The 22,828-nt window shown below is 48.0% G+C and carries 7 protein-coding genes; all 7 read left to right on the top strand.

Annotated features, from left to right (window positions below):
* The first annotated feature begins 14 nt into the window (after nucleotides 1-14).
* Nucleotides 15-5,912 carry an amino acid adenylation domain-containing protein gene (locus tag QUA54_RS24295; protein ID WP_333416648.1) on the top strand — a complete coding sequence of 1,966 codons (5,898 nt, stop codon included), beginning with the start codon at nucleotides 15-17 and terminating at the stop codon, nucleotides 5,910-5,912.
* A 1-nt stretch (nucleotide 5,913) separates the two neighbouring features.
* Nucleotides 5,914-12,414, top strand: a complete 6,501-nt coding sequence (locus QUA54_RS24290; RefSeq protein WP_333416647.1) for an amino acid adenylation domain-containing protein — start codon at nucleotides 5,914-5,916, stop codon at nucleotides 12,412-12,414.
* 98 nt (nucleotides 12,415-12,512) lie between these two features.
* Nucleotides 12,513-14,201, top strand: coding sequence for a pyridoxal-dependent aspartate 1-decarboxylase PanP (panP, locus tag QUA54_RS24285; protein ID WP_333416646.1), 1,689 nt, complete (start codon nucleotides 12,513-12,515; stop codon nucleotides 14,199-14,201).
* Nucleotides 14,188-15,738: a condensation domain-containing protein gene (locus QUA54_RS24280; RefSeq protein WP_333416645.1), complete on the top strand. Its 1,551-nt coding sequence runs from the start codon at nucleotides 14,188-14,190 to the stop codon at nucleotides 15,736-15,738. Before panP ends, QUA54_RS24280 begins: the two co-directional genes overlap by 14 nt.
* 64 nt (nucleotides 15,739-15,802) lie before the next feature.
* Nucleotides 15,803-16,852 carry a TauD/TfdA family dioxygenase gene (locus QUA54_RS24275; protein ID WP_333416644.1) on the top strand — a complete coding sequence of 350 codons (1,050 nt, stop codon included), beginning with the start codon at nucleotides 15,803-15,805 and terminating at the stop codon, nucleotides 16,850-16,852.
* 22 nt (nucleotides 16,853-16,874) lie between these two features.
* Entirely contained in the window at nucleotides 16,875-21,401 is a 4,527-nt protein-coding gene (locus tag QUA54_RS24270) for an amino acid adenylation domain-containing protein (protein ID WP_333416643.1), read from the top strand.
* A gap of 6 nt (nucleotides 21,402-21,407) precedes the next feature.
* Nucleotides 21,408-22,826 carry a condensation domain-containing protein gene (locus QUA54_RS24265; RefSeq protein WP_333416642.1) on the top strand — a complete coding sequence of 473 codons (1,419 nt, stop codon included), beginning with the start codon at nucleotides 21,408-21,410 and terminating at the stop codon, nucleotides 22,824-22,826.
* Nucleotides 22,827-22,828: the final 2 nt, after the last annotated feature.

Genomic DNA, 22,828 nt, shown 5'->3' with positions numbered 1-22,828 from the left:
AACGGATAAATACCATGACGGTGCATTTTTCGGAACAATCTTCAACGGAAGAACGCGATTTTGGAAATAGTTTTGATGAAGAAGTCTGTGCTTTGCCCACTTCTTTTTCCCAACAGAGACTGTGGTTTTTCTCCCAATTTGAACCCGGCAATCCTTTCTACAATATCCCGGCAGCGGTGCTGCTAAAAGGCAGTTTAAATGTGGAAACTTTGAAGCGGAGTTTTCAGGAAATTGTGCGCCGTCACGAAGCTTTGCGGACGACTTTCGGTACTGTAGACGGCAAACCCGTACAAGTCATTCACCCGACATTGAATTTCGCGTTACCCGTTACAGATTTGCGAGAACTGCCACCGGCAAAGCGAGAAGCAGAAGTTCAAAAATTGACAGCAGAAGCAGCTCTCCAGCATTTTAATCTAGCAAAAGTGCCGCTGCTGCGAGCAAATTTATTGCACCTCGATTCCGAGGAATATATATTGCTGCTAACGCTGCACCACATTGTATTTGATGGGTGGTCAATCGGGGTTTTGCTGCGAGAATTAGCAGCGCTTTATGAAGCCTTCTCTACGGGAAAACCTTCACCGCTGGCTGAACTTCCCATACAGTATGCGGACTTTGCGGTTTGGCAGCGGGAATGGCTCGGAGGCGATCGCGCCCGTATCGATCTAGCCTACTGGAAACAGCAACTTGAGGGCGCACCACCTTTGTTAGAATTGCCAACAGACAGACCGCGACCTCCCGTGCAAACTTATCGGGGCGCGAAACACTCATTTTTGCTGTCAAAAGCCCTAACAGAGGCGCTCAACAGCCTGAGCCGCAAAGAAAATGTCACCCTATTTATGACGCTGCTAGCAGCTTTCAAAACGCTGCTTTATCGCTATACCGGACAAGCAGATATTGTCGTCGGCGCTCCCATTGCTAATCGCAACCGCGCTGAAATTCAGGGGTTAATTGGTTTTTTTGTCAATACCCTGGTGCTGCGAACTGACTTGTCAGATACGCCGACTTTTCGGGAATTGTTAGCTCGCATTCGCGAGGTGACGCTAGAAGCTTACGCTCATCAAGAGTTGCCCCTCGAACAACTGATGGAAGAGTTGCAGCCGCAGCGAGATTTGAGCTACAACCCGCTCTTTCAAGTTAGTTTAGTTTTGCAAAATGCACCCCTCCCCATTCAGCATTTGCCAGGAATGACTTTAACAGTTTTAGAGGTTGACAATCAGACGTCCAAGTTCGATTTGACACTCAATTTAGAGGAAAAACCAGACGGAATTAGCGCTCTATTTGAATACAGCACGGACTTGTTTGATGCGGCTACCATTGGCAGGATGGCGGGGCATTTTCAGACGCTTCTGGAAGAAATGTCCGCGAATCCTGACAGGTGCATTGAAGAGTTGCCGCTGCTGACTGAAAATGAGCGATACCAGCTTTTGAGGGAGTGGAATGACGCGCCAGTCGATTATCCGCGCGATCGCTGCATTCATCAATTATTTGAAGCGCAGGTAGATCGAACTCCCGATGCGGTTGCAGTCGTATTTGAAGACCAAAAACTCACTTACCGCGAGCTGAATGAACGAGCGAACCAACTCGCACATTACCTGCAACACCTTGGCGTCAAGCCAGAAGTTTTGGTGGGAATTTGTGTCGAGCGATCGCTCGATACAATTGTCGGTATTCTAGGCATTTTAAAAGCCGGGGGCGCTTACGTTCCGCTCGATCCAGCCTACCCGCACGATCGCTTAGCTTTCACGTTAGAAGACGCTCAAATTTCGGTGCTGCTAACCCAGCAAAAATTGTTAAAAATTCTGCCAGAATGCAGCGCAAAAGTCATCGAATTGGATCAGTGGGAAGAGGAACAGAATTTTTCGGAAAAGTCACCTTCTGATTTTAAATTTAATCAGCAAAACCCCTCTAAGTTAGCGTATGTAATTTATACGTCAGGTTCCACGGGCAGGCCCAAAGGGGTTGCGATCGAACACCGCAGCGCCGTTGCCTTTTTGCACTGGGGAAAAGAGGTCTTTTCGCCCGAAGAACTGGGAGGAGTTCTCGCCTCGACATCTATTTGCTTTGATTTGTCAGTTTTCGAGCTATTCGCGCCTCTAAGCTGGGGCGGCACAGCCATCCTGGCAGAAAATGCCTTGCACCTGCCCACTTTAAAAACAGCAGAAAAAGTAACGCTGATTAATACCGTTCCCAGCGCGATCGCAGAACTGCTGCGAATCAAAGGCATTCCCGAAACAGTCCGCACCGTCAATTTAGCTGGCGAACCGCTGCCGAATACTTTAGCGCAGCAGCTTTACCAGCTTCCTCACATTCAGAAAGTCTTCAATCTTTACGGACCCTCAGAAGATACCACCTATTCAACCTTTGCTTTAATTGAAAAAGGTGCCGAGAGAATGCCACCCATTGGCAGCCCGATCGCGAATACGCAGATTTATTTATTAGATCGAACTCTCAATCCCGTGCCGCTGGGAGTGCCGGGAGAACTGTATATCGGCGGCGAAGGATTGGCCAGAGGCTATCTGAATCGTCCCGAATTAACAGCCCAGAAATTTATTCCAAATCCTTTTAGCAACTCACCCGACGCGCGCCTTTACAAAACTGGCGACTTGGCGCGTTATTTGCCAGATGGAAATATCGAATACCTGGGGCGAATTGATAGCCAAGTGAAAATCCGGGGCTATCGCATCGAATTGGGAGAAATTGAGGAAACCCTGAGACAGCACTCCGCCGTGCGGGATGCTGTGGCGATCGCCCGCGATGACGGTTCGGGCAACAAGCGCTTAGTCGCTTATGTAGTGCAAAATGCCGACTTCAAAGGAACAAACGAGACAGTTGCTGGCAGCGAATGGGATGCCGAGCGAATTTCTAATTGGCAATCGGTCTTTAACGACAGCTATCGCCAGACCCCTTCAGATCGAGATGGCATTTTCAATATTGTGGGATGGAATAGCAGCTACACGGATTTGCCCCTTTCAGAAACAGAAATGCGCGAATGGCTCGACCTAAGCATTGAGCGCATTCTGGCGCTGCAACCTCAACGAGTATTAGAAATTGGCTGTGGCACGGGTTTGCTGCTATTCCGAATTGCGCCGCACTGCGCGCAATACTGGGGCGCAGATTTCTCCCAAATCGCGCTCGATTCTATCGAGCAACAGTTGCGTTCGGGGGAGCAAAACTTGCCGCAAGTTAAGCTTTTGCACAAAGAAGCACAGGACTTTGAAGGAATCGAGCCGGAATCTTTCGACTTAGTAATTATCAACTCCGTGGTGCAGTATTTTCCCAGCGCCGACTATCTCCTGCGCGTCTTGTCGCAAGCTGCAAAAGTTGTACGCAAAGGGGGTTCTATTTTCATCGGAGACGTGCGCAATCTAGCGCTGTTAAAAGCGTTTCACCTCTCGGTACAATTGCACCAAGCCAGCGACGATCTGCCAGTCGCTCATCTGTTGCAGCGCGTGCAAAAGCGCATCGCTCAAGAGCAAGAATTAATTCTTAATCCAGGGTTCTTTTCTGGCTTCAAGCGACAGTTCCCGAATATCAGCAGCGTCCAAGTACAGCCAAAAAATGGCAAGTTCTGCAACGAACTTACCATGTTTCGCTACGACGTAATTTTGCGCGTCGGGCAGGAAACAGGACAAATATACCCGCCAACAATTAACGGTTGGATAGATTGGCAACAGCAGGAATTAACGCTCAAATCCGCAGGCCAGTTACTAGAGGAAACCCAGCCAGAGGCTCTCGGATTTCGGCACGTGCCGAATGCGCGATTGAACTCAGAAATGAAAGCTTTAGAACTGCTGAAGCTCGACAGTGCACCACAGACCGCCGGTCAGTTAAAAGAAGTGCTGCAAAGCCTCGATCCGGAATCAGGGATAAATCCAGAAGCGCTTTCAGAATTGGCCCGCGAATTGCAATATTCCGTTGAAATTAGCTGGTTAAATGGCAGCCCAGATGGCAGTTACGACGCAATTTTTTATAAGGCGATCGCTCCCAGTTTTTCCCAAACTTCTGGCTTTTCGCGAAAGGCTTTGAACGCCTTTGCCAACAATCCCTTGCAAGGAAAAGCGAACCGAGAGTTAGTGCCGCAACTGCGCGACTACCTGCACAAAAAATTGCCAGAATACATGGTGCCTGCTGTGTTCGTAACGCTGGAATCCCTACCTCTAACTCCCAACGGCAAAGTCGATCGCAAGGCGCTTCCCGCACCGGATCGCGATCGCCCAGAACTCGAAGAGGCATTCGCCGCGCCAAGCACGGCTATTGAGAAAATTTTGGCAGAAATTTGGGCGCAAGTATTGGGGCTAGAACAAGTGGGAAGTGACGACAATTTCTTTGAATTGGGCGGCGATTCTATCCTCAGCATTCAAGTCATTTCTAAAGCCAATCAAGCGGGGTTGCGGCTCACTCCAAAACAACTGTTTCAACACCAAACCATTGCACAGTTAGCAGCCGTCACCGATATAGTTGGAACCCAACAATCGGAACAGGGATTAATCATTGGCGAAGTTCCTCTGACACCGATTCAGCACTGGTTTTTTGAACAAAATCTCTCCGATCCGCACCACTGGAATCAGGCGGTGCTTTTAGAGTTGCGGCAACCTCTCGAACCTGCATTAATTGAGTCAGTTTTGCAAGAATTGCTGAAGCACCACGACGCGCTGCGCCTGCGTTTTGCAGGAGGAGAATCTGGCTGGCAGCAGGAGCTCGCCAATCCCGACGAGGTTGCTCCGTTTACCTACATTGATTTGTCGTCGCTACCTTCAGAGGAGCGAGAAGCCGCTTTCCAAACCGCCGCCACTCAGTTGCAAGCCAGTTTGAATTTGTCAGAGGGGCCATTACTTCGCGCTGCCCTATTTGACTTGGGCAAACATCAGCCAAATCGCTTGTTATTGGCCATTCATCACTTAGCGGTTGATGGGGTTTCGTGGCGAATTTTAATTGAGGATTTCCAGACAGCTTACGGGCAGATTAGCCGCGGCGAAACAGTCGCGCTACCGCCCAAAACAACCTCATTTAAGCAGTGGGCAGAACGCTTGCATGAGTGGGCGCGATCGCCCGAATTGCAGCGAGAGTTCGATTACTGGTTCGCCCTTTCTCACCAACCAACTTCTCGCTTGCCGGTGGATTTCCCAAACGCAGCCAATTTAGTTGCATCTGAAAAGACAGTATCCGTTGCTTTGAGTGTTGAAGAAACAAAACTGCTCTTACAAGAAGTACCTGTCGCTTACCGCACTCAAATTAATGATGTATTGCTAACTGCTTTAGGTCAAACATTTGAACGCTGGACTGGCAATAACTCACTTTTACTGGACTTAGAAGGTCACGGGCGCGAAGATCTATTTGAAGGAGTAGATTTGTCGCGCACAATCGGCTGGTTCACAGCAGTTTTCCCCGTCCTGTTAAATTTAGAAAAACCTTCCGATCTAGGGGCGGTTCTCAAATCAGTGAAAGAGCAATTACGCGCCGTGCCAAATCGCGGTGTTGGCTGCGGTGTCCTAGGATATTTAAACCCAGAAATTGCTAAAGATTTGCACAAATTGCCGCAATCTGAGGTAAGCTTTAACTATCTCGGACAGTTCGACCAAGTGCTGTCGAAATCTTCTTTATTGATGCTGTCCTCCGAGCCGAGTGGCCCCATCCGCAGCCCGCGCGGAAATCGGCGTTACCTGCTGGAAATTAACGGATTTATTGCCAGAAGCAAGCTGCAATTAGATTGGACGTACAGCGAAAATATTCACCGACGAGAAAGCATTGAAAATTTGGCAACGGGCTTTATAGAATCGCTGCGATCGCTAATTCAATACTGTCAGTCCCCCGACGCCGGCGGCTGCACTCCTTCTGACTTTGCGGAGTTTAAGTGGAGCCAGTGGAGCCAGGACGATTTAGACAACATTACTGCAATTTTGGGAGAGCTGTAAGATGAGCAAAGGCAATATCGAAGATTTTTATCCCCTCTCCCCAGCGCAGCAGGGCATTCTCTTTCATTCCCTTTACCAGCCAGAATCGGGCATATATTTCGGGCAACTGCTGTGCGTCTTGCGCGGCGATCTCAATGTTTCTGCGTTTAGAAATAGTTGGCAAAAAGTTGTAGACAGGCATCCCATTTTGCGGACTTGTTTCCTGTGGGAGAACGTAAAAGAACCCGTGCAAGTTGTCCGCAAGCAGGCTCCCTTATCCTGGCAGCAAATGGACTGGCGATCGCTCTCGACCTCCGAACAACAACAGCAGCTAGAAACGTTCCTAAAAGCCGATGGAGAGCAGGGCTTTGACTTGACATCAGCTCCCTTAATTCGCATTGCACTGGCGCAGTTAGAAACAGATACTTTTCAGTTTATTTTGAGCCACCACCACTTAGTTTTAGATGGGTGGTCGCAGGCGATCGTCATCAAGGAAGTTTTTGCCTTTTACGAAGCAGAATGCCAGGGCGCAAAATTGCAACTCAAGCGCCCTCGCTCTTATCGAGATTACATCGCCTGGTTGCAGCAGCAAGATTTAGCTGAGGCGGAGTCCTTTTGGCGGCAAACGCTCCAAGGATTTACGACACCCACGTCGCTTGTTGTCGGTGGAAAATTGAGTTGCAAAAGCGGTGAAGGGAGCCGAGGCGAAGCTGAAATCAAACTTCCCGATCTAGCGCCTCTACAAGGGTTGGTGCGACAGTACAAGCTGACTGTAAATACTCTCGTACAGGGAGCTTGGGCGCTACTTGTGAGCCGATATAGCGGTGAAGAAGACATAATTTTTGGCGTAACGGTTTCGGGGCGATCGCCTGAATTAATCGGCGCGGAATCGATGGTTGGGATGCTGATTAATACTCTGCCTGTCAGAGTATCAGTGCCCGCTGAAGACTCAATTATTTCGTGGTTACAGCAATTGCAAAGCCACAGCATTGAAGTGCGCCAGTACGAATACTCGCCTCTGGTAGAAATTCAGCAGCGGTGGAGCAAAATTCCTCTCAATACGCCACTATTTGAAAGTATCGTCGTATTTGAAAATTACCCCGTCGATCCTTCATTGCAGCGCGGAAAAAGTGGCCTAGAGATTGGCGACGTGCGATCGGTTGACAGCACGAATTACCCCATCACATTGATGGCGGTAGCGCAATCGGAGTTAGCGCTCAAAATTATGTACGATCGCAGCCGCTTTGAACAAGGCGCGATCGAGCGGATGCTGGGACACTTGCAGGTCTTACTAGAAGGGATGGCGGCAAACCCTCACCAACCTTTGAAAAATTTACCGCTGCTAACGCCAGCCGAAAAGCAGCAAATTCTTGTTGAGTGGAACGGCACCAAAGCTGACTATCCCCAAGATAACTGTATTCATCAATTATTTGAACAGCAGGCCCAGCGAACTCCCGATGCGGTTGCCGTAGTATTTGAAGACCAAAAAGTCACCTACCGCGAGCTGAATGAACGAGCGAACCAACTCGCGCATTACTTACAGCAACTAGGCGTCAAACCCGAAGTGCTAGTGGGGATTTGCGTGGAGCGCTCGTTGTTAACAATTGTCGGAATTTTAGGCATTCTAAAAGCCGGGGGCGCGTATGTGCCGCTCGATCCAGCCAATCCAATCGATCGCACGGCTTTCATCCTTCAAGATGCCTCGGTATCGGTGCTGTTGACTCAAGAAACACTATTAGAAACTCTCCCCGAATATAGCGGCAAAGTTGTCTGTTTAGAAGCCGATTCGGAGGCGATCACTCAAAATAGCACTGACAATCCTAACAGCCACGCTACGGCTGAAAATCTTGCTTACGTTATTTACACCTCCGGTTCAACGGGTCAACCCAAAGGCGTTTTAGTAACCCATGCCAATGTCGTTCGCCTGTTCGCGGCCACCCAATCTTGGTACAACTTTAGCGAAGGCGACGTGTGGACTCTGTTTCATTCCTACGCTTTCGATTTCTCAGTGTGGGAACTGTGGGGCGCTTTAATTTACGGCGGACGCCTCGTAATTGTGCCTTATTTCGTAGCGCGATCGCCGATCGCATTTTATGAATTACTGTGTCGAGAGCGAGTCACCGTTCTCAACCAAACTCCCTCAGCTTTCCGCCAGCTTATGCAAGCCGAAGAGTCGGTACAAACTGGCAACAATTTAAGCCTGCGCTGGGTCATTTTCGGCGGCGAAGCCTTAGAATTGCCCAGCTTAAAACCCTGGTTCGAGCGGCACGGCGATCGGAGTCCGCAATTAGTGAATATGTACGGCATCACGGAAACCACAGTTCACGTCACTTATCGCCCGCTCAGTTTAGCTGATTTAAACGGGCTTGGTAGCGTTATTGGGTGTGCCATTCCCGATTTACAGCTTTATATCTTAGATAAAAATCGTCAATTAGTTCCGGTGGGGATTCCCGGGGAAATGTACGTCGGAGGCGCGGGAGTGGCGCGGGGATATCTCAACCGCCCTGACTTAACAGCCGAGCGATTTATTTCTAATCCCTTTAGCGAAAATCCAGAAGCGCGACTGTATAAAACCGGAGATTTAGCGCGTTACTTGCCCAATGGCGATATTGAATATCTGGGGCGAATAGATACTCAGGTCAAGCTGCGAGGCTTCCGCATCGAATTGGGAGAAATTGAAGCGCAGCTAAACCGGCATCCAGCCGTGCGGGAGAGCGCAGTTTTGCTGCGGGAAGACGCGCCGGGAGACAAGCGGTTAATAGCCTATATAGTGGCTCCGTCAGAAACGACTCTCACCACTGGAGAATTGCACGTTTTCTTGAAGGAAAAGTTGCCGGACTATATGGTGCCTGCCGCGTTCGTGCTTTTGGAAGCTTTGCCCCTGACCGTTAACGGTAAGGTAGATCGGCGATCGCTGCCAGAACCCGACACAGCCAGACCCGATTTAGCGGAAGCTTTTGTCGCTCCCGGCACTGCCGAAGAAAAAGCGTTGGCAGAAATTTGGGAGAAAATTCTCGGCGTGGAAAAAGTCGGCATCCGTGACAATTTTTTTGCCTTGGGAGGCGATTCTATCCGCAGCATTCAGGTGCAGTCTTTAGCTCAAAAACAAGGCTTGCGCTTCTCCTTGCAACAACTGTTCCAGTATCCAACGATTGAGGCGATCGTTCGGGAGCTGAAAGCAACAGAATTTAAAGAATTAGAACCTTCAAAAAGTCAAGCTTTCAGTTTAATTTTGCCAGCAGACAAACAGCAAATACCTGATAATGTAGAGGATGCCTATCCATTAACTGCCCTTCAGATGGGCATGATTTTTCATAGCGAGTACAGCCAGGAAAGCGCTATCTATCACGATATCTTTAGCTTTCACCTAAAAGCTCCTCTCGAAGTTCAGGTTTTGCAGGCAGCGATAGAGTGTTTGGTAAAGCGTCACGCCGTGCTGCGGACTTCATTTCAGTTAACTGGTTTCAGCGAGTCCCTGCAATTGGTTCATCAAAAAGTTGAAATTCCCTTGCAGGTGGAAGATTTGCGCCACCTCTCCAATTCCCAGCGAGAAGCGGCTTTAAATGCTTGGCTTGAAGGAGAAAGAAATCGGCATTTTGATTGGAAAACTCCTCCTTTGATGCAGTTCCAGATTCACCGCTATACTCAGGAGACTTTTCAGCTAAGTTTTGCATTTCACCACGCGATTCTCGATGGATGGAGTGTGGGGTTGGTGTTGACAGAGTTGTTTCAGCAATATTTTTTACTGCTGGGGAAAACAGGCGGTTCTGCCGCTCCGCTACCTCAAATCGCGTTCCGAGATTTTGTGGCTATGGAGCGAGCGAGCGTTGCATCTGAGGAACACCAGCGCTTTTGGAAGGAAAAGTTAAGCGACTGCACGATCGCGGTGCTGCCGCGCTGGCAAAAATTCCCGCGCGAGGCGAGAATCCGGCAAATTTGCACCCACAATGTGGCGATTCCCCCAGAAATTTCTGAAGGGCTCAAACAGCTAGCTAATTCCGCCGGAGTTCCTATTAAAAGCGTTTTGTTAGCAGCTCATTTGCGCGTTTTAAGCCTGCTCAGCGGACAGTCAGACGTGCTGACAGGTTTCGTGGCGAACGGACGCCCTGAAGAGACAGATGGAGAGCGAATTTGCGGACTTTTTCTGAATACTCTACCATTTCGCTTGCAACTATCCGGCGGTACTTGGATTGATTTGGTGCAGCAGGTTTTTGAGGCGGAGCGAGAATTGCTGCCTTATCGGCGTTATCCGCTGGCAGAAATACAGAGAACTTTGGGCGGTCAGCCTTTGTTCGAGACAGCGTTTAACTACGTTAATATTCACGTTTATCAGGGCTTGCAAACCCTAAAAAATCTTGAAGTTTTAGGGGGAAAGTTTTTACTAGAAACGAATTTTCCTTTATTTGTTGAATTCAGCCTAGATGCTTTGTCCGCGAAAGTACAGTTGTCTCTGGAATACGACAGCGCCGAGTTATGCGGCGAACAGGTTGAGGCAATGGGAGGTTATTACGCCCAAACCCTAGAAGCGATCGCGCGCGAGTCATCCGAGCGTTACGAGTTGCGATCGGTTCTTTCCGAGCGAGAGCAACGTCAGTTGTTGATAAAGTGGAATGACACCCAAGCGGATTACCCCAAAAATTCCTCAATTCACGAATTATTTGCAGCGCAAACAGAGCGAACCCCAGATGCAGTGGCTGCAATTTGCGAAAATGAACAATTGACTTACCGCGAATTGAATGCCAAAGCCAACCAAATCGCGCATTACCTGCAATCTCTAGGTGTAAAACCAGAAGTTTTGGTGGGAATTTGCTTAGAGCGATCGCTGTCCGTGCTGGTGGCTATTTTGGGCATTTTAAAAGTCGGTGCCGCTTACGTTCCTCTCGATCCTGCTTATCCCCAAGAACGCCGATCTTTCATGCTGGCCGACGCAAAAGTTCCGGTGCTTTTGACTCAAAAAAACCTCCTAGAAACCCTCCCCGAACACAGCGCAAAAGTCGTCTGTATCGACGCCGAATGGCAGGAAATTTCCCGCCAGAGCGATCGCAACCCCGCTGTTAAAGTGGAAGCCGAGCGCCTCGCTTACGTCCTCTACACTTCCGGCTCGACAGGCACTCCCAAAGGCGTACTCGGCACCCACCGAGGTACAGTCAATCGCTGTTTTTGGAACCCCTACCCTTTTATCGAAGCAGATATTTGCTGTCAAAAAACGTCCTTAAATTTTGTCGATTCGGTTTGGGAAATCTTTGGCCCTTTGCTGCATGGGTTGCCAACAGTGATTATTCCCGATCGATCCGTCAAAGATCTTAACCAATTCCTTCAAACCTTATCAAAGCAAAATGTAACCCGACTGGTGCTGGTTCCTTCTTTGTTGCGCGCTCTCTTAAATTCCTTCCCTGATTTAGACAGGCGTTTGCCTCAATTAAAGTATTGGATTTGCAGCGGAGAAACTCTGCCACTGGAACTTGGCCAGCAATTTCGAGAGCAGATGCCCCAGCGGGTATTAATCAATCTTTATGGCTCTTCTGAAGTAGCTGCGGACGTGACGTGGTACGATGCAACTCACTGTGTCGAGAAAGTGCCAATCGGTCGCCCGATCGCCAACACGCAAATTTATCTGCTCGATCGCAATTTGCAACCAGTTCCGATCGGAAGTCCCGGCGAGATTTACGTCGGCGGCGATGGATTGGCACAGGGCTACTTAAACCGCCCGGAATTAACCTCCGAAAAATTCATTTCTAACCCGTTTGGGCAAGAAAAATTAGATTTTCTCGGTAATTCTCATCAAAAAATTTTGTTCAAAACAGGCGATATCGGTTGTTACCTGCCGGATGGTAATATAGAATTTCTGGGCCGTGGCGATTGCCAAGTAAAAATTCGCGGTTTCCGCATCGAACTCGGAGAAATAGAGGCAGCACTTTCTCAACATTCTTCTGTGTCCACCGCTGCTGTTTTGCTTCAGGAAAATGCACCGGGGAGTCAGCGCCTAGTCGCTTACTTAGTTCCTAACCCAGGGTTCAGAAATCAGTACCCAGAAGTTATTTCCGAACTGCGTTCATTCTTGAAGCACAAACTGCCCGATTACATGGTGCCTTCAGCTTTTGTGCTATTAGATGCGCTGCCACTAACGCCTAACGGAAAAATTGACCGCCTCGCCTTATCTCAAAAGTGCGATTACGTTTCTGATGAAACAGCCTTCACTGAGGCACAAACGCCCACAGAGGAAGAAATTGCTGAGATTTGGACTGCTCTTTTAGGGCTAGAAAAAGTAGGAACTAACCAAAACTTTTTTGACCTCGGCGGTCACTCTCTGATGGCAACACAGTTAATATCGCGAGTGCGATCGTGCTTTGGGGTAGAGTTAGCGCTGTGCGATTTTTTTGGCGCTCCCACCATTCAGAATTTAGCTGAACTGGTCGAGGAAGAAATTCTGGCAAACGCCGATTCTAACCAGATAGATGAATTGCTCGATCTCTTAGAAAAGAGTGATGGAGAGTCAGCACAAACTGTGATGCTGACTGAGTAAATATCGGCTTGGTAAAAAAGCACAAAAAGACCTTTTCTCCTTAAGGCTTTCTTGGGGGACAGGAGATAAAAAACGCCCATTTAACAGGATTGATTCGGATGAGTAAACTAACAGTAAAAGCCAAAGATTCTCAAGATGTAATGCAGCCCTTAAAAGCCTCTGTTACCCCACTTGAAGAAAAGTTAATGGAGCTATTCAGTGCCTCAGAAAAGTCGTTTTTGGCTGAGGAAGCAATGGAGGAGCGCATTTCTGCCCTTGTGCAAGACTTTTTGTACGCAAAAACCGCTAGTACAGATTTTGACTTAGAGTTAATTATTCAGGAGTTTAGGGAAAACAAAATTCCCGCCCTTCCTACAGATGTTGGGAATTATATCGATGATTTGGCCCAAACCCTCGTTGCCCATTCCATTCACACCTCTTCCCCCCGATATATCGGTCACATGACGAGCGCACTTCCCTATTTTGTGCGCCCGATTGGGAAGCTTTTAACGGCGATGAATCAAAATTTAGTCAAGATGGAAACTGCCAAAGTTTTAAGCCCCTGCGAGCGCCAGACTTTGGCAATGATGCACCGATTAATTTACGATTTTTCTGAGGATTTTTATAACCAGCACATTCAAAAAAGTGATAGCACGCTCGGTATCATGGTAACGGGCGGCACCCTAGCTAATATCACAGCCCTGTGGTGCGCTCGCAACGCTTCTTTAGGGCCAAAAAATAACTTTAGTGGCATTGAAAAAGAAGGTTTGCACGCAGCTTTAGAGTTTTACGGCTACAAGGGAGCTGTTATTATCGGCTCTCGTTTGATGCACTACTCTTTTGAGAAGGCTGCCGGTTTATTAGGCATTGGCGATCGCAGTCTCCTAAAAGTCCCCACCGATTCCAATCACCGCATGGATTTGGCAGCGCTGCGCCAAACTGTAGCCGAATGTCGCGATCGCAATCTGCACATTCTGGCAATTATCGGCGTTGCAGGCAGCACCGATTCGGGAAGTATCGATCCGCTTCCAGAAATAGCGGCGATCGCGCAAGAAGCAAACGCTCACTTTCACGTCGATGCCGCTTGGGGCGGCCCCGTGCTTTTTTCCGAACGTCACCGGCACAAATTCGCAGGCATTGAACTAGCAGATTCCGTCACCATAGATGGACACAAACAAATGTATTTGCCAATGGGAATCGGTATGGTTTTATTCCGCAATCCCCAAAGCGCCAAAGTTATTGAAAAACACGCGCCCTACACGGTGCGAAAAGATTCCATCGATCTAGGCAAGCGCTCTCTCGAAGGCTCTCGACCAGGTGCGAGTTTGTTCTTGCAAGCAGCGTTGAATATCATCGGCCATCAAGGCTATGAGTTTTTGATAGATTCAGGCATCCATAAAACGCAGCACTTGGCTAATTTAATTCTGGAAAATCCAGCATTTGAATTGCTGCTAGAACCAGAAATTAATATTCTTTTATACCGCTACATTCCAGAAACATTCAGGGAACAAGCAGCCAAAAAACAACTAGCCGAAGCAGACAACCACTTCATTAATCAATTTAACGAGCACCTTCAGGAAGTCCAGCGGCGAGCCGGTCAAACCTTCGTATCGCGAACAACCGTGCAAAACACCTGTTATGGCAAAACCATTCCCATTGTTGCTTTTCGAGTCGTCCTTGCCAACCCCCTCACCACTGAAGCAGATATCAACGTTGTTTTAAACGACCAGCTAAACATAGCAGCAAAGCTTTCCTTAACTATCACAAACAGCGACCACTGCGAGGAGGTGAATCATGATGTCTACTAATCGTTCAGAACGACTGAAAAACCTCTCGCCCCAGAAGCGAGCGCTCCTCCTCAAAGCATTAGGCAAAGAGGCAGTACAGGCTGAGCAATCTAAGCGTATTCCCAGGCGATCGCAGCAAAATCCTGCTCCCCTTTCTTTTGCCCAGCAACGGCTGTGGTTTCTCGATCGATTGTCTCCCGAAAACCCTGCCTATAACCTTCCTGCTGCTGTGCGTTTGCAAGGGCAATTGAATTTGTCGGCACTGCAGCAAACACTCAATGAAATTGTCCGGCGTCACGAAGTTTTACGAACTGCTATTGCAGAAGTGGACGGGCAACCTGTTCAAGTGATTTCTCCTTCATTGGATTTCGCTTTGTCGGTGGTAAACTTGCGACATTTACCAGAAACTGAGCAGCAAGCTGAAATAAAGCAGCGTACTCTTGAAGAAGCTCAACGCCCCTTTGACTTAACGCGATCGCCCTTACTGCGGGGCACTTTGCTGCAACTTGGTTCGGCAGAATATGTGTTGCTTCTGACGATACACCACATTATTTCTGATGGTTGGTCTATGGGCGTGTTGGTGCGAGAAGTGGCCGCACTTTATGAAGCTTTTTCCACTGACAAACCCTCTCCGCTGCCTGAACTTCCCTTACAGTATGCCGACTTCGCCAGTTGGCAGCGGCAGCATTTCCAGGGAGAGAAATTAGAAAAACAGCTCGCTTATTGGAAACAGCAATTGGGAGGCACTTTAGCTGTGCTGTCAACAGATAAGCAGCGCTCTCCCGTGCAAACTTTCCGAGGGTCGCAGCAATCTTTTGTTATTTCTGCTTCTTTAACTGAAAGGCTGAAAACGCTCGCTCAGCAACAAGATGTCACCCTATTTATGACCTTGTTGGCAGCATTTCAATCCTTGCTATACTGCCAAATAAAGCAGGATAACCTTGCTATTGGCTCTCCTATTGCCAACCGCAACCTCCTTGAATTAGAGGAACTAATTGGATTTTTTGTCAATACTTTAGTGCTGCGAATTGACACGGCAGGTAATCCAACTTTCCGCGAACTACTCGGTCGATCGCGCGAGGTAGCGTTAGCAGCTTACGCTCATCCCGATGTCCCTTTTGAAAAGCTCGTCGTGGAATTGCAGACAGAGCGAAATCTCAGCTATAACCCGCTGTTTCAAGTGTGGTTTGTACTCCAGAATGCACCCATGCCACCCCTGGAGTTAGCAGGTTTGACCTTGAGCATTCTGGAATTCGATGTCGGTATGTCGAGACACGACTTAAGCCTCACTCTCTGGGAGGCTTCAGAAGGAATCCAAGGCTTATTTGATTACAAAACCGACTTATTTGAGGCTGCGACTATTGCCCGAATCGTGAGAGGTTGGGAAACTCTTCTCAACCAAGTGGTTGCCCAGCCAGATATCAGGATCGACGACTTGGCAGAAATTATTGCCGAAGCAGAAAGGCAGCACAAAATCGAGCAGGAAAAACAAATTAATCTTTCTGGACTTCAAAAATTAAAAATGGCTAAACGCCAAGTTATGAAAAGTGTGAAGTGATGGATCAATATTTCATTTTTTCTTGAAAAAAAAGGATAAAAATTTTACCCAATTTGCCAAAATCATGACAAATACAGAAACAAAAAATCTCAATTCCCAAAAGTTAGGAGCAGTTAGGCGAAAAGCCGTCAGCCTGTCCTCAGAGGAATTAGTCAAAACCGCCTACCTCCAGCCCGAAAACTTTCTACCTCTAGTTGTTCAGCCCACAGTAGAAAAATTAAATCTCGCGGGTTGGGCTGCGAACAATCGCTCATCAATTGAAACGCAGTTATGCAAGCACGGAGGAATACTTTTTCGAGGCTTTGAAGTCGGCGGGGTGAATGGTTTCGAGCAGTTTATTCAAAATCTTGCTGGCGACTTGTTGGAATATTCTTTTCGCTCAACTCCCCGTAGCCAAGTGAGCGGAAATATCTACACTTCCACCGAGTATCCTGCCGAGCAATTCATTCCACTGCACAATGAAATGGCTTATTCTCGAAATTGGCCGCTGAAAATCGCTTTTTTCTGCGTCAAGAAAGCCGAACAGGGAGGAGAAACCCCTATTGCTAACAGTCGCAAAGTGTTTGAAAGCTTGGATTCAAAGATTAGAGAAAAGTTTGCCCAAAAAAAGGTTATGTATGTGCGAAATTACGGCGGTGGCGTAGATTTACCCTGGCAAAATGTCTTCAATACTGATAGCAAAATTGAGGTAGAAGAGTATTGCCAAAAAGCGGGAATTGAGTTAGAATGGAAAAGTGACGATCGCTTGAGAACTCGCCAAATATGTCAAGCTGTCGCTCAGCACCCAAAAACCCAGGAAATGGTGTGGTTTAATCAAGCTCACCTATTCCACATTTCCAATCTCGAACCCGTCGTTCGCAAAGAGCTTTTAACTTCTTTTAAGCAGGAAGATTTACCCCGCAATGCTTATTACGGCGATGGCTCGCCCATTGAAGATTTTATATTAGACGAAATTCGTCGCTGCTATCAGCAAGAAACAATTGTTTTCCTTTGGGAAGAAGGAGATGTCTTGCTGCTAGATAATATGCTAGCCGCGCACGGACGCACCCCATTTTCTGGTTCGCGTCGAGTTGTTGTCGGGATGGCAGAACCGTTTAGCTGTCAAGACATTTAGACCCATGAAAGGAACAGTAGATATGCAAAAGGAAACAATCGAAGGGTTTAGACTTTCTCCACAGCAACGGCACCTGTGGGAATTACAGCAAAATAAGCGCCAACAGACCTATCGCGTTCGAGGTGAAATTTTAATTACAGGAAACCTCGATCGAGAGATTCTTAAAAAGGCGCTGCAAAATGTCGTAAATCGGCACGAAATCCTGCGTACTAGCTTTCACTGCTTGCCTGGGATGACACTACCCCTGCAAGCGATCGCCAGCAGTTGCGAAGTTCCTATCTCCGAATACAATCTGAGCGGTTTGTCTCCAGAAGAACAAGAAGCTAAAATCGCAGCGCTTTTTCAGCAACTAAGTCTGCTTCCTTTTGATTTTGAGCGCGGCTCACTTTGGCACATCTCTTTAGCCACTCTGGCCCAAGACAAGCACCTATTGCTGGCGAACTTCTCTGCCTTAATTGCAGATAGCGTCACCCTGAAAAATTTTACCCGCGAACTCAGTCTTTCCTACTCAGCCTGTGCGTGCCGTGAAGAACAAGCCGATGAGCCAATGCAATATGCCGATATTGCTGAGTGGCAAAATGAGTTACTCGAATCAGAAGAAACGGCAATTGGCCAAGAATACTGGCGAAAGCTGAACATTAAATCTTGGGATTTATTAACGCTTCCTTGGGAAAATAATAATTCCGAAGCGGAATTTCAGCCGCTAGTAGAAAGGGTGGAAATTCGGGGTGATTTGTTGAACAGCTTGGAAGCGATCGCCCCAAAGCACAAAAGCGATATTTCTGCCTTCCTGCTGACTTGCTGGCAAATTCTCATTTGGCGGCTTACCAGAGAGCCAAACCCGATAATCGGCGTAGCGATTGACGGCAGAAAATATGAAGAATTAGAACACTCTCTGGGGCTGCTGTGCAAATACTTACCCCTACAGTGCCCAGTGCAAGACGAGTTAACTTTCTCACAAGTGAGGCAGCAAGTTGAGCTTAATCTCAACGAGATGTACAACTGGCAAGAATATTTTAGCTGGGAAGAAAGCTTAGAAAACGAAAAAAGCAGCAGCTTTTGGCCAGTCTGCTTTGAGTTCCAAGAAGAGCCTAAGAACTATGATAATTCAGACGTTTCATTTTCCCTTGTTCGGCAAGATGCGTGCCTACAGCCATTCAAACTCAAGCTCTCCTGCCTCCGCCTGTGCAATTCCCTAAGCGCTGAATTTCACTACGATTCCGCTTTATTTGCTGCGGCAGATATAAAGCGCTTGTCAGAACACTTTCAGGCGATATTAGAAAGCACAGTCAAAAATCCAGAAGTCGCTATCAGTCAGGTAGACATACTGAGCGATCGCGATCGGCTGCAACTTCTCATTGACTTTAACCAAACTCAAAAAGATTATCCGAAAAATAAATGCGTTCATCAGCTTTTTGAAGAACAAGCAGAACGCAACCCAGACAACATTGCCGTCGTCTTTGAAAGTGAACAAATCACCTACCGAGAACTCAACGATCGCGCCAATCAACTCGCCCATCACCTGCAAAACTTGGGAGTTCAACCACAGGTCGTTGTTGGCATTTGCCTCGATCGCTCCTTAGAAACAATCGTAGGAATGCTGGGCATTCTCAAAGCAGGTGCCGCGTATTTACCCATAGACCCGGCAACCCCAGCAGATCGCAAGGCACTCATGCTAGAAGATGCCCGAGTTCAGGTGCTGATAACGCAACAGCGACTCGCTGAAAGCTTGCCGAAAACTCAGGTAAATATTGTTTGCATCGATACAGACATTCCCGCTGTTTCTGCCTCTTACACGCCTCGCGCTTCTTCTGACAATTTAGCTTACGTCATCTATACTTCCGGTTCCACTGGCACGCCCAAGGGAGTAGCGATCGAACACGGGCAACTGCTCAATTACCTACACAGTATTCAGGAAAAGTTAAACCTGCCATCAGGTGCTAGTTTCGCCACCGTTTCTACCTTCGCGGCAGACTTGGGCAATACAGCGATTTTCCCGGCACTTTGTTCGGGTGGATGCCTCCATATAGTATCCCAAGAACGCGCCACCGATCCAGAAGCGCTGGGTGAATATTTCCGCCGCCATTCTATCGATTGCCTCAAGATTGTTCCCTCGCACCTTGCTGCTCTTTTAACTTCTTCTGAAGCCGAGTCTATTTTGCCACGAAAACGGCTAATTTTAGGCGGTGAAGCTGCAAGCTGGGAATTGATTGAAGAAATTCGTAAAATCAATCCAGATTGCCTTATTTTCAATCACTACGGGCCAACAGAAGCGACGGTGGGCGTACTAACCTATCAAGTGTATGGCGAGGAATTGAAAGGAATTTCCGAGACAGTTCCACTCGGCAGACCAATAGCAAATACTCAGATTTATCTACTGGATTCCCATTTGCAGCCAGTGCCAGTAGGCGTGCCTGGGGAACTGCACATCGGCGGCAGCAGTCTGGCGCGGGGCTATCTCAACCGCCCCGAATTGACGGCAGAAAAATTTATTCCGAATCCATTCGGTGCGCCTGAAGCACATCTTTATAAAACGGGTGATTTGGCTCGTTATTTGCCAGACGGAAACATCGAATTCATCGGGCGAATTGACAGTCAAGTAAAAATCCGGGGCTTCCGCATTGAATTGGGAGAAATTGAGGCAGCGTTAGGGCAGCATCCAGATATCGCGCAGGCTGTAGTGGTGGCGCGGGAAGATGTGCCTGGTGAAAAGCGCCTCGTGGCTTATTTTGTTTCTAATCAGAAACAAGCACCAAACAGCAGCGAAATTCGCCGTTTTTTAGCGACAAAATTGCCTGAGTACATGGTGCCTTGGGCTTTTGTAACGCTCAAAAGTTTGCCTTTAACTCTTAATGGAAAGGTAGACCGGCGATCGCTCCCAGAACCGGACAGTGCCAGAGCGAAATTAGAAGGAACTTTCGCAGAACCTCGCACGCCTGCCGAGGAAACTATCGCCCAGATTTGGGGGCAACTGCTAGAGGTCGAAAAAGTAGGAATTTACGATAACTTTTTCGAGTTAGGCGGAGATTCGATATCCAGTATTCGCATCGTCGCCAAAATCAATCAAGCCGGCTTGCGCGTGACGCCCAAACAACTGTTTGAGTGTCCCACTGTGGCGGAGCTTGCAGCCGTTGCAGGCACAATTGAGACGACTGAAAAACTGCTACCTATTCTCCCAATACAGCAGGAATTTTTAGAAGAAAAAATTTCCGGTAAATGCCAGAGCTTTTTATTTAAAACAGACTCGGCAATCGCTCCTGAACTCTGGCAGCAAGCGGTGCAAAAATTGCTCGATCGCCACGACATTCTTCGCCTGCAATTTCTCCATACAGAATCGGGCTGGCAGCAAATGTACGGTAGTTTAGAGGAAATTCAAACAGAACCTTTCTCATACATCGATTTATCGGCGTTGCCAGTGAGCGAACGAGAAATTACTTTAGAAAGAACGGCAGCCGAGCTAAAAGAAAGTTTGAATCCATGCGAGGGAATTCTCTGGCGAGTGGCTTTGTTTAACCAGGGAAACGATCGACCCAACAGCCTGCTATTAACGATTCATCAACTGGTGGCAGATAGCATTTCGTGGCAAATTTTGCTAGAGGAGCTTTCTGCGGCGATCGCGCAGTTGAGTCAGGGGCAATCCGTAGAATTACCGCCCGCAACAGCAACTTTTAAACGGTGGTCAGAATTTCTGCAAGAGTACGCCAAATCGCCACAAATTCAGCAAGAGCGAGATTACTGGCTTGCTGCGCGTCAAGAAGTCTCGAAACTGCCCGTTGATTCTCCAAGCAACGATCGGGCAAACGCTGTATTAGTTTTGCTCGATGTTGAAGAAACTCGCACTTTACTGCAAAAAGTTCCAGCAGCTTATGGAACCCAAACGAGCGAAGTATTGCTGACTGCATTGGTGCAAACTTTTAATCAATGGACGAAAGCGGATTCCTTGCAGGTGGATTTGGAGGCTTCGGGGCGAGAAATTTTTGCCAAAGATATCGATTTGTCGCGCACGATCGGCTGCTTTGCGGCGATTTTTCCGGTGCAGCTCATTCTCAAGGGAATCTCTGGGCCTGGGGAAGCTTTAAAGGCGATTAAAGAGCAGGTGCGGGGCGTACCCAATCGAGGTGCTGGCTTTGGGGTACTGCGCTATTTGGGCGATGGCGCAGAAGTAGCGGCGCACCTGCAAGCCTTGGATCGATCGCAGATTAGATTTAACTACCGCGAGCAATTCGATCCGATTGTGCCTGAATCTTTTGCGTTTGAGCTAGTAGAAAGCGCGAGCAGCAGTCTGCTAGGAAATCGGCGCTATCCGATCGAAATTGACGGAGGCGTGCGAGAAAATAGGCTGCAACTAGAGTGGAGGTATAGCGAAGCAGCCTACCGGCGAACCACCATCGAAAAACTAGCTAATGATTTTGTGGATAATTTGCGATCGCTTGCTGCCCACTGTCAGTCTGTCGAAGCAGGAACCTACACGCCTTCTGACTTCCCAAAAGCAAATTTGAGTCAAAAAGACCTCGATCGCTTCTTAGCGAAAATCAACCAACGCAGGTAAACATTCATGAAAGTAGAAAACATTGAGGATATTTACGAACTTTCGCCGATTCAGAAAGGCATTCTCTTTCATAGCTTATTCGCTCCGGAATTGGGACTGTATTTTTTCCAAATGCCCTTTGTGTTGCGGGGAAATCTCAACGTTGAGGCTTTCTCTAGCGCTTGGGAGCAAGTAGCGAACCGGCACGCGAGTTTGCGGACAGGCTTTTTCTGGCAAGATATCAACAAACCGTTACAAGTTGTATATCAGCAAGTAACAGTTCCCTTAGAGCAATACGACTGGCGGGGGCTAAATCCTGCGGAACAGGAGGAGCAATTAAATACTTTTCTGGATAGCGATCGCGCCTTAGGGTTCGACCTTTCCCAAGAGTGTTTGATGCGCCTGACTTTGTTTCGCCTCGCTGACAACTGTTACCAATTTATTTGGAGCAGACATTTTATCGTGATGGATGGGTGGTCAATCCCCACGATTCTCGCGGAAGTGCTTCAAATTTACGAGGCGATTTGTGAGGGGAAAAAAGTAGATTTAGGGCCCAGCATTCCCTACCGAGACTACATCGAATGGTTGCAAAAACAAGACGTAGCGAAAGCCCAGATGTACTGGCGGCAGGCGCTCGGAGAATTGCGAGCGCCTACTTCCCTCAACAATCTAGATGCTAGCAGCGCCTTCAATTCAGAGGAAAAATACGACGAACAGAGAATCTATTTATCGCCAGAAACTACAGCAGCGCTGCAATCTTTTTCGCGGCAGCACCAGCTTACCTTAAGTACGATCTTTCAGGGAGCGTGGGCGATGCTGCTCAGTTACTACAGCGGCGATCGCAAAGTCGTCTACGGATGTACGGTGGCGGGACGCCCAGTAGAATTACTACAAGACGAGCCGCTAATTGGGCTATTTGTTAACAGCTTGCCCGTATGGATCGAGGTAGCTTCTGACCAATCTCTGCTAGTTTGGCTGAGGCAGCTTCAAGAACAATTACTGGAAATGCGCCAGTACGAGTGGAGTCCGCTAGTTGATATTCAAGGGTGGAGTCAAGTGCCGCGAAGCAGGCCTTTGTTCGAGAGTATCTTGGTGTATGAAAACGCGCCTGTGGATTCACTCTTGGAAAAATGGGAAGGCCGTCTAGAAATCTCGAACTCGACGATTTTCTCCAATGCGCCGAATTTTTACAAGACTAACTATCCCCTGACTGTTGCCGTGTATCCGGATCTCAAGTTCTGTATCGGCATCAATTACGATTTCCGCCGCTTCGAGCTAGCCACAATTACTCACATTCTGGAGGATTTCGAGAGATTGATTCAGGGGTTCTTGGCGCAACCAAACGCGCTCCTGAAGGACTTGCTGTTGCCGATCGATCGCGAGTATCCCATGACGTTAAGTCTGGAAAGAGAAGTAACGTTTAATTTTGAATTGTCCGCCGCCTAACT

Source organism: Microcoleus sp. MOSTC5 (genome assembly GCF_036701825.1).
In the GTDB taxonomy this organism is placed as follows: Bacteria; Cyanobacteriota; Cyanobacteriia; order Cyanobacteriales; family Microcoleaceae; genus Microcoleus; species Microcoleus asticus.
Note: the sequence above shows the minus strand (reverse complement) of the source record. Positions and strands in the feature narration are given on the sequence as shown.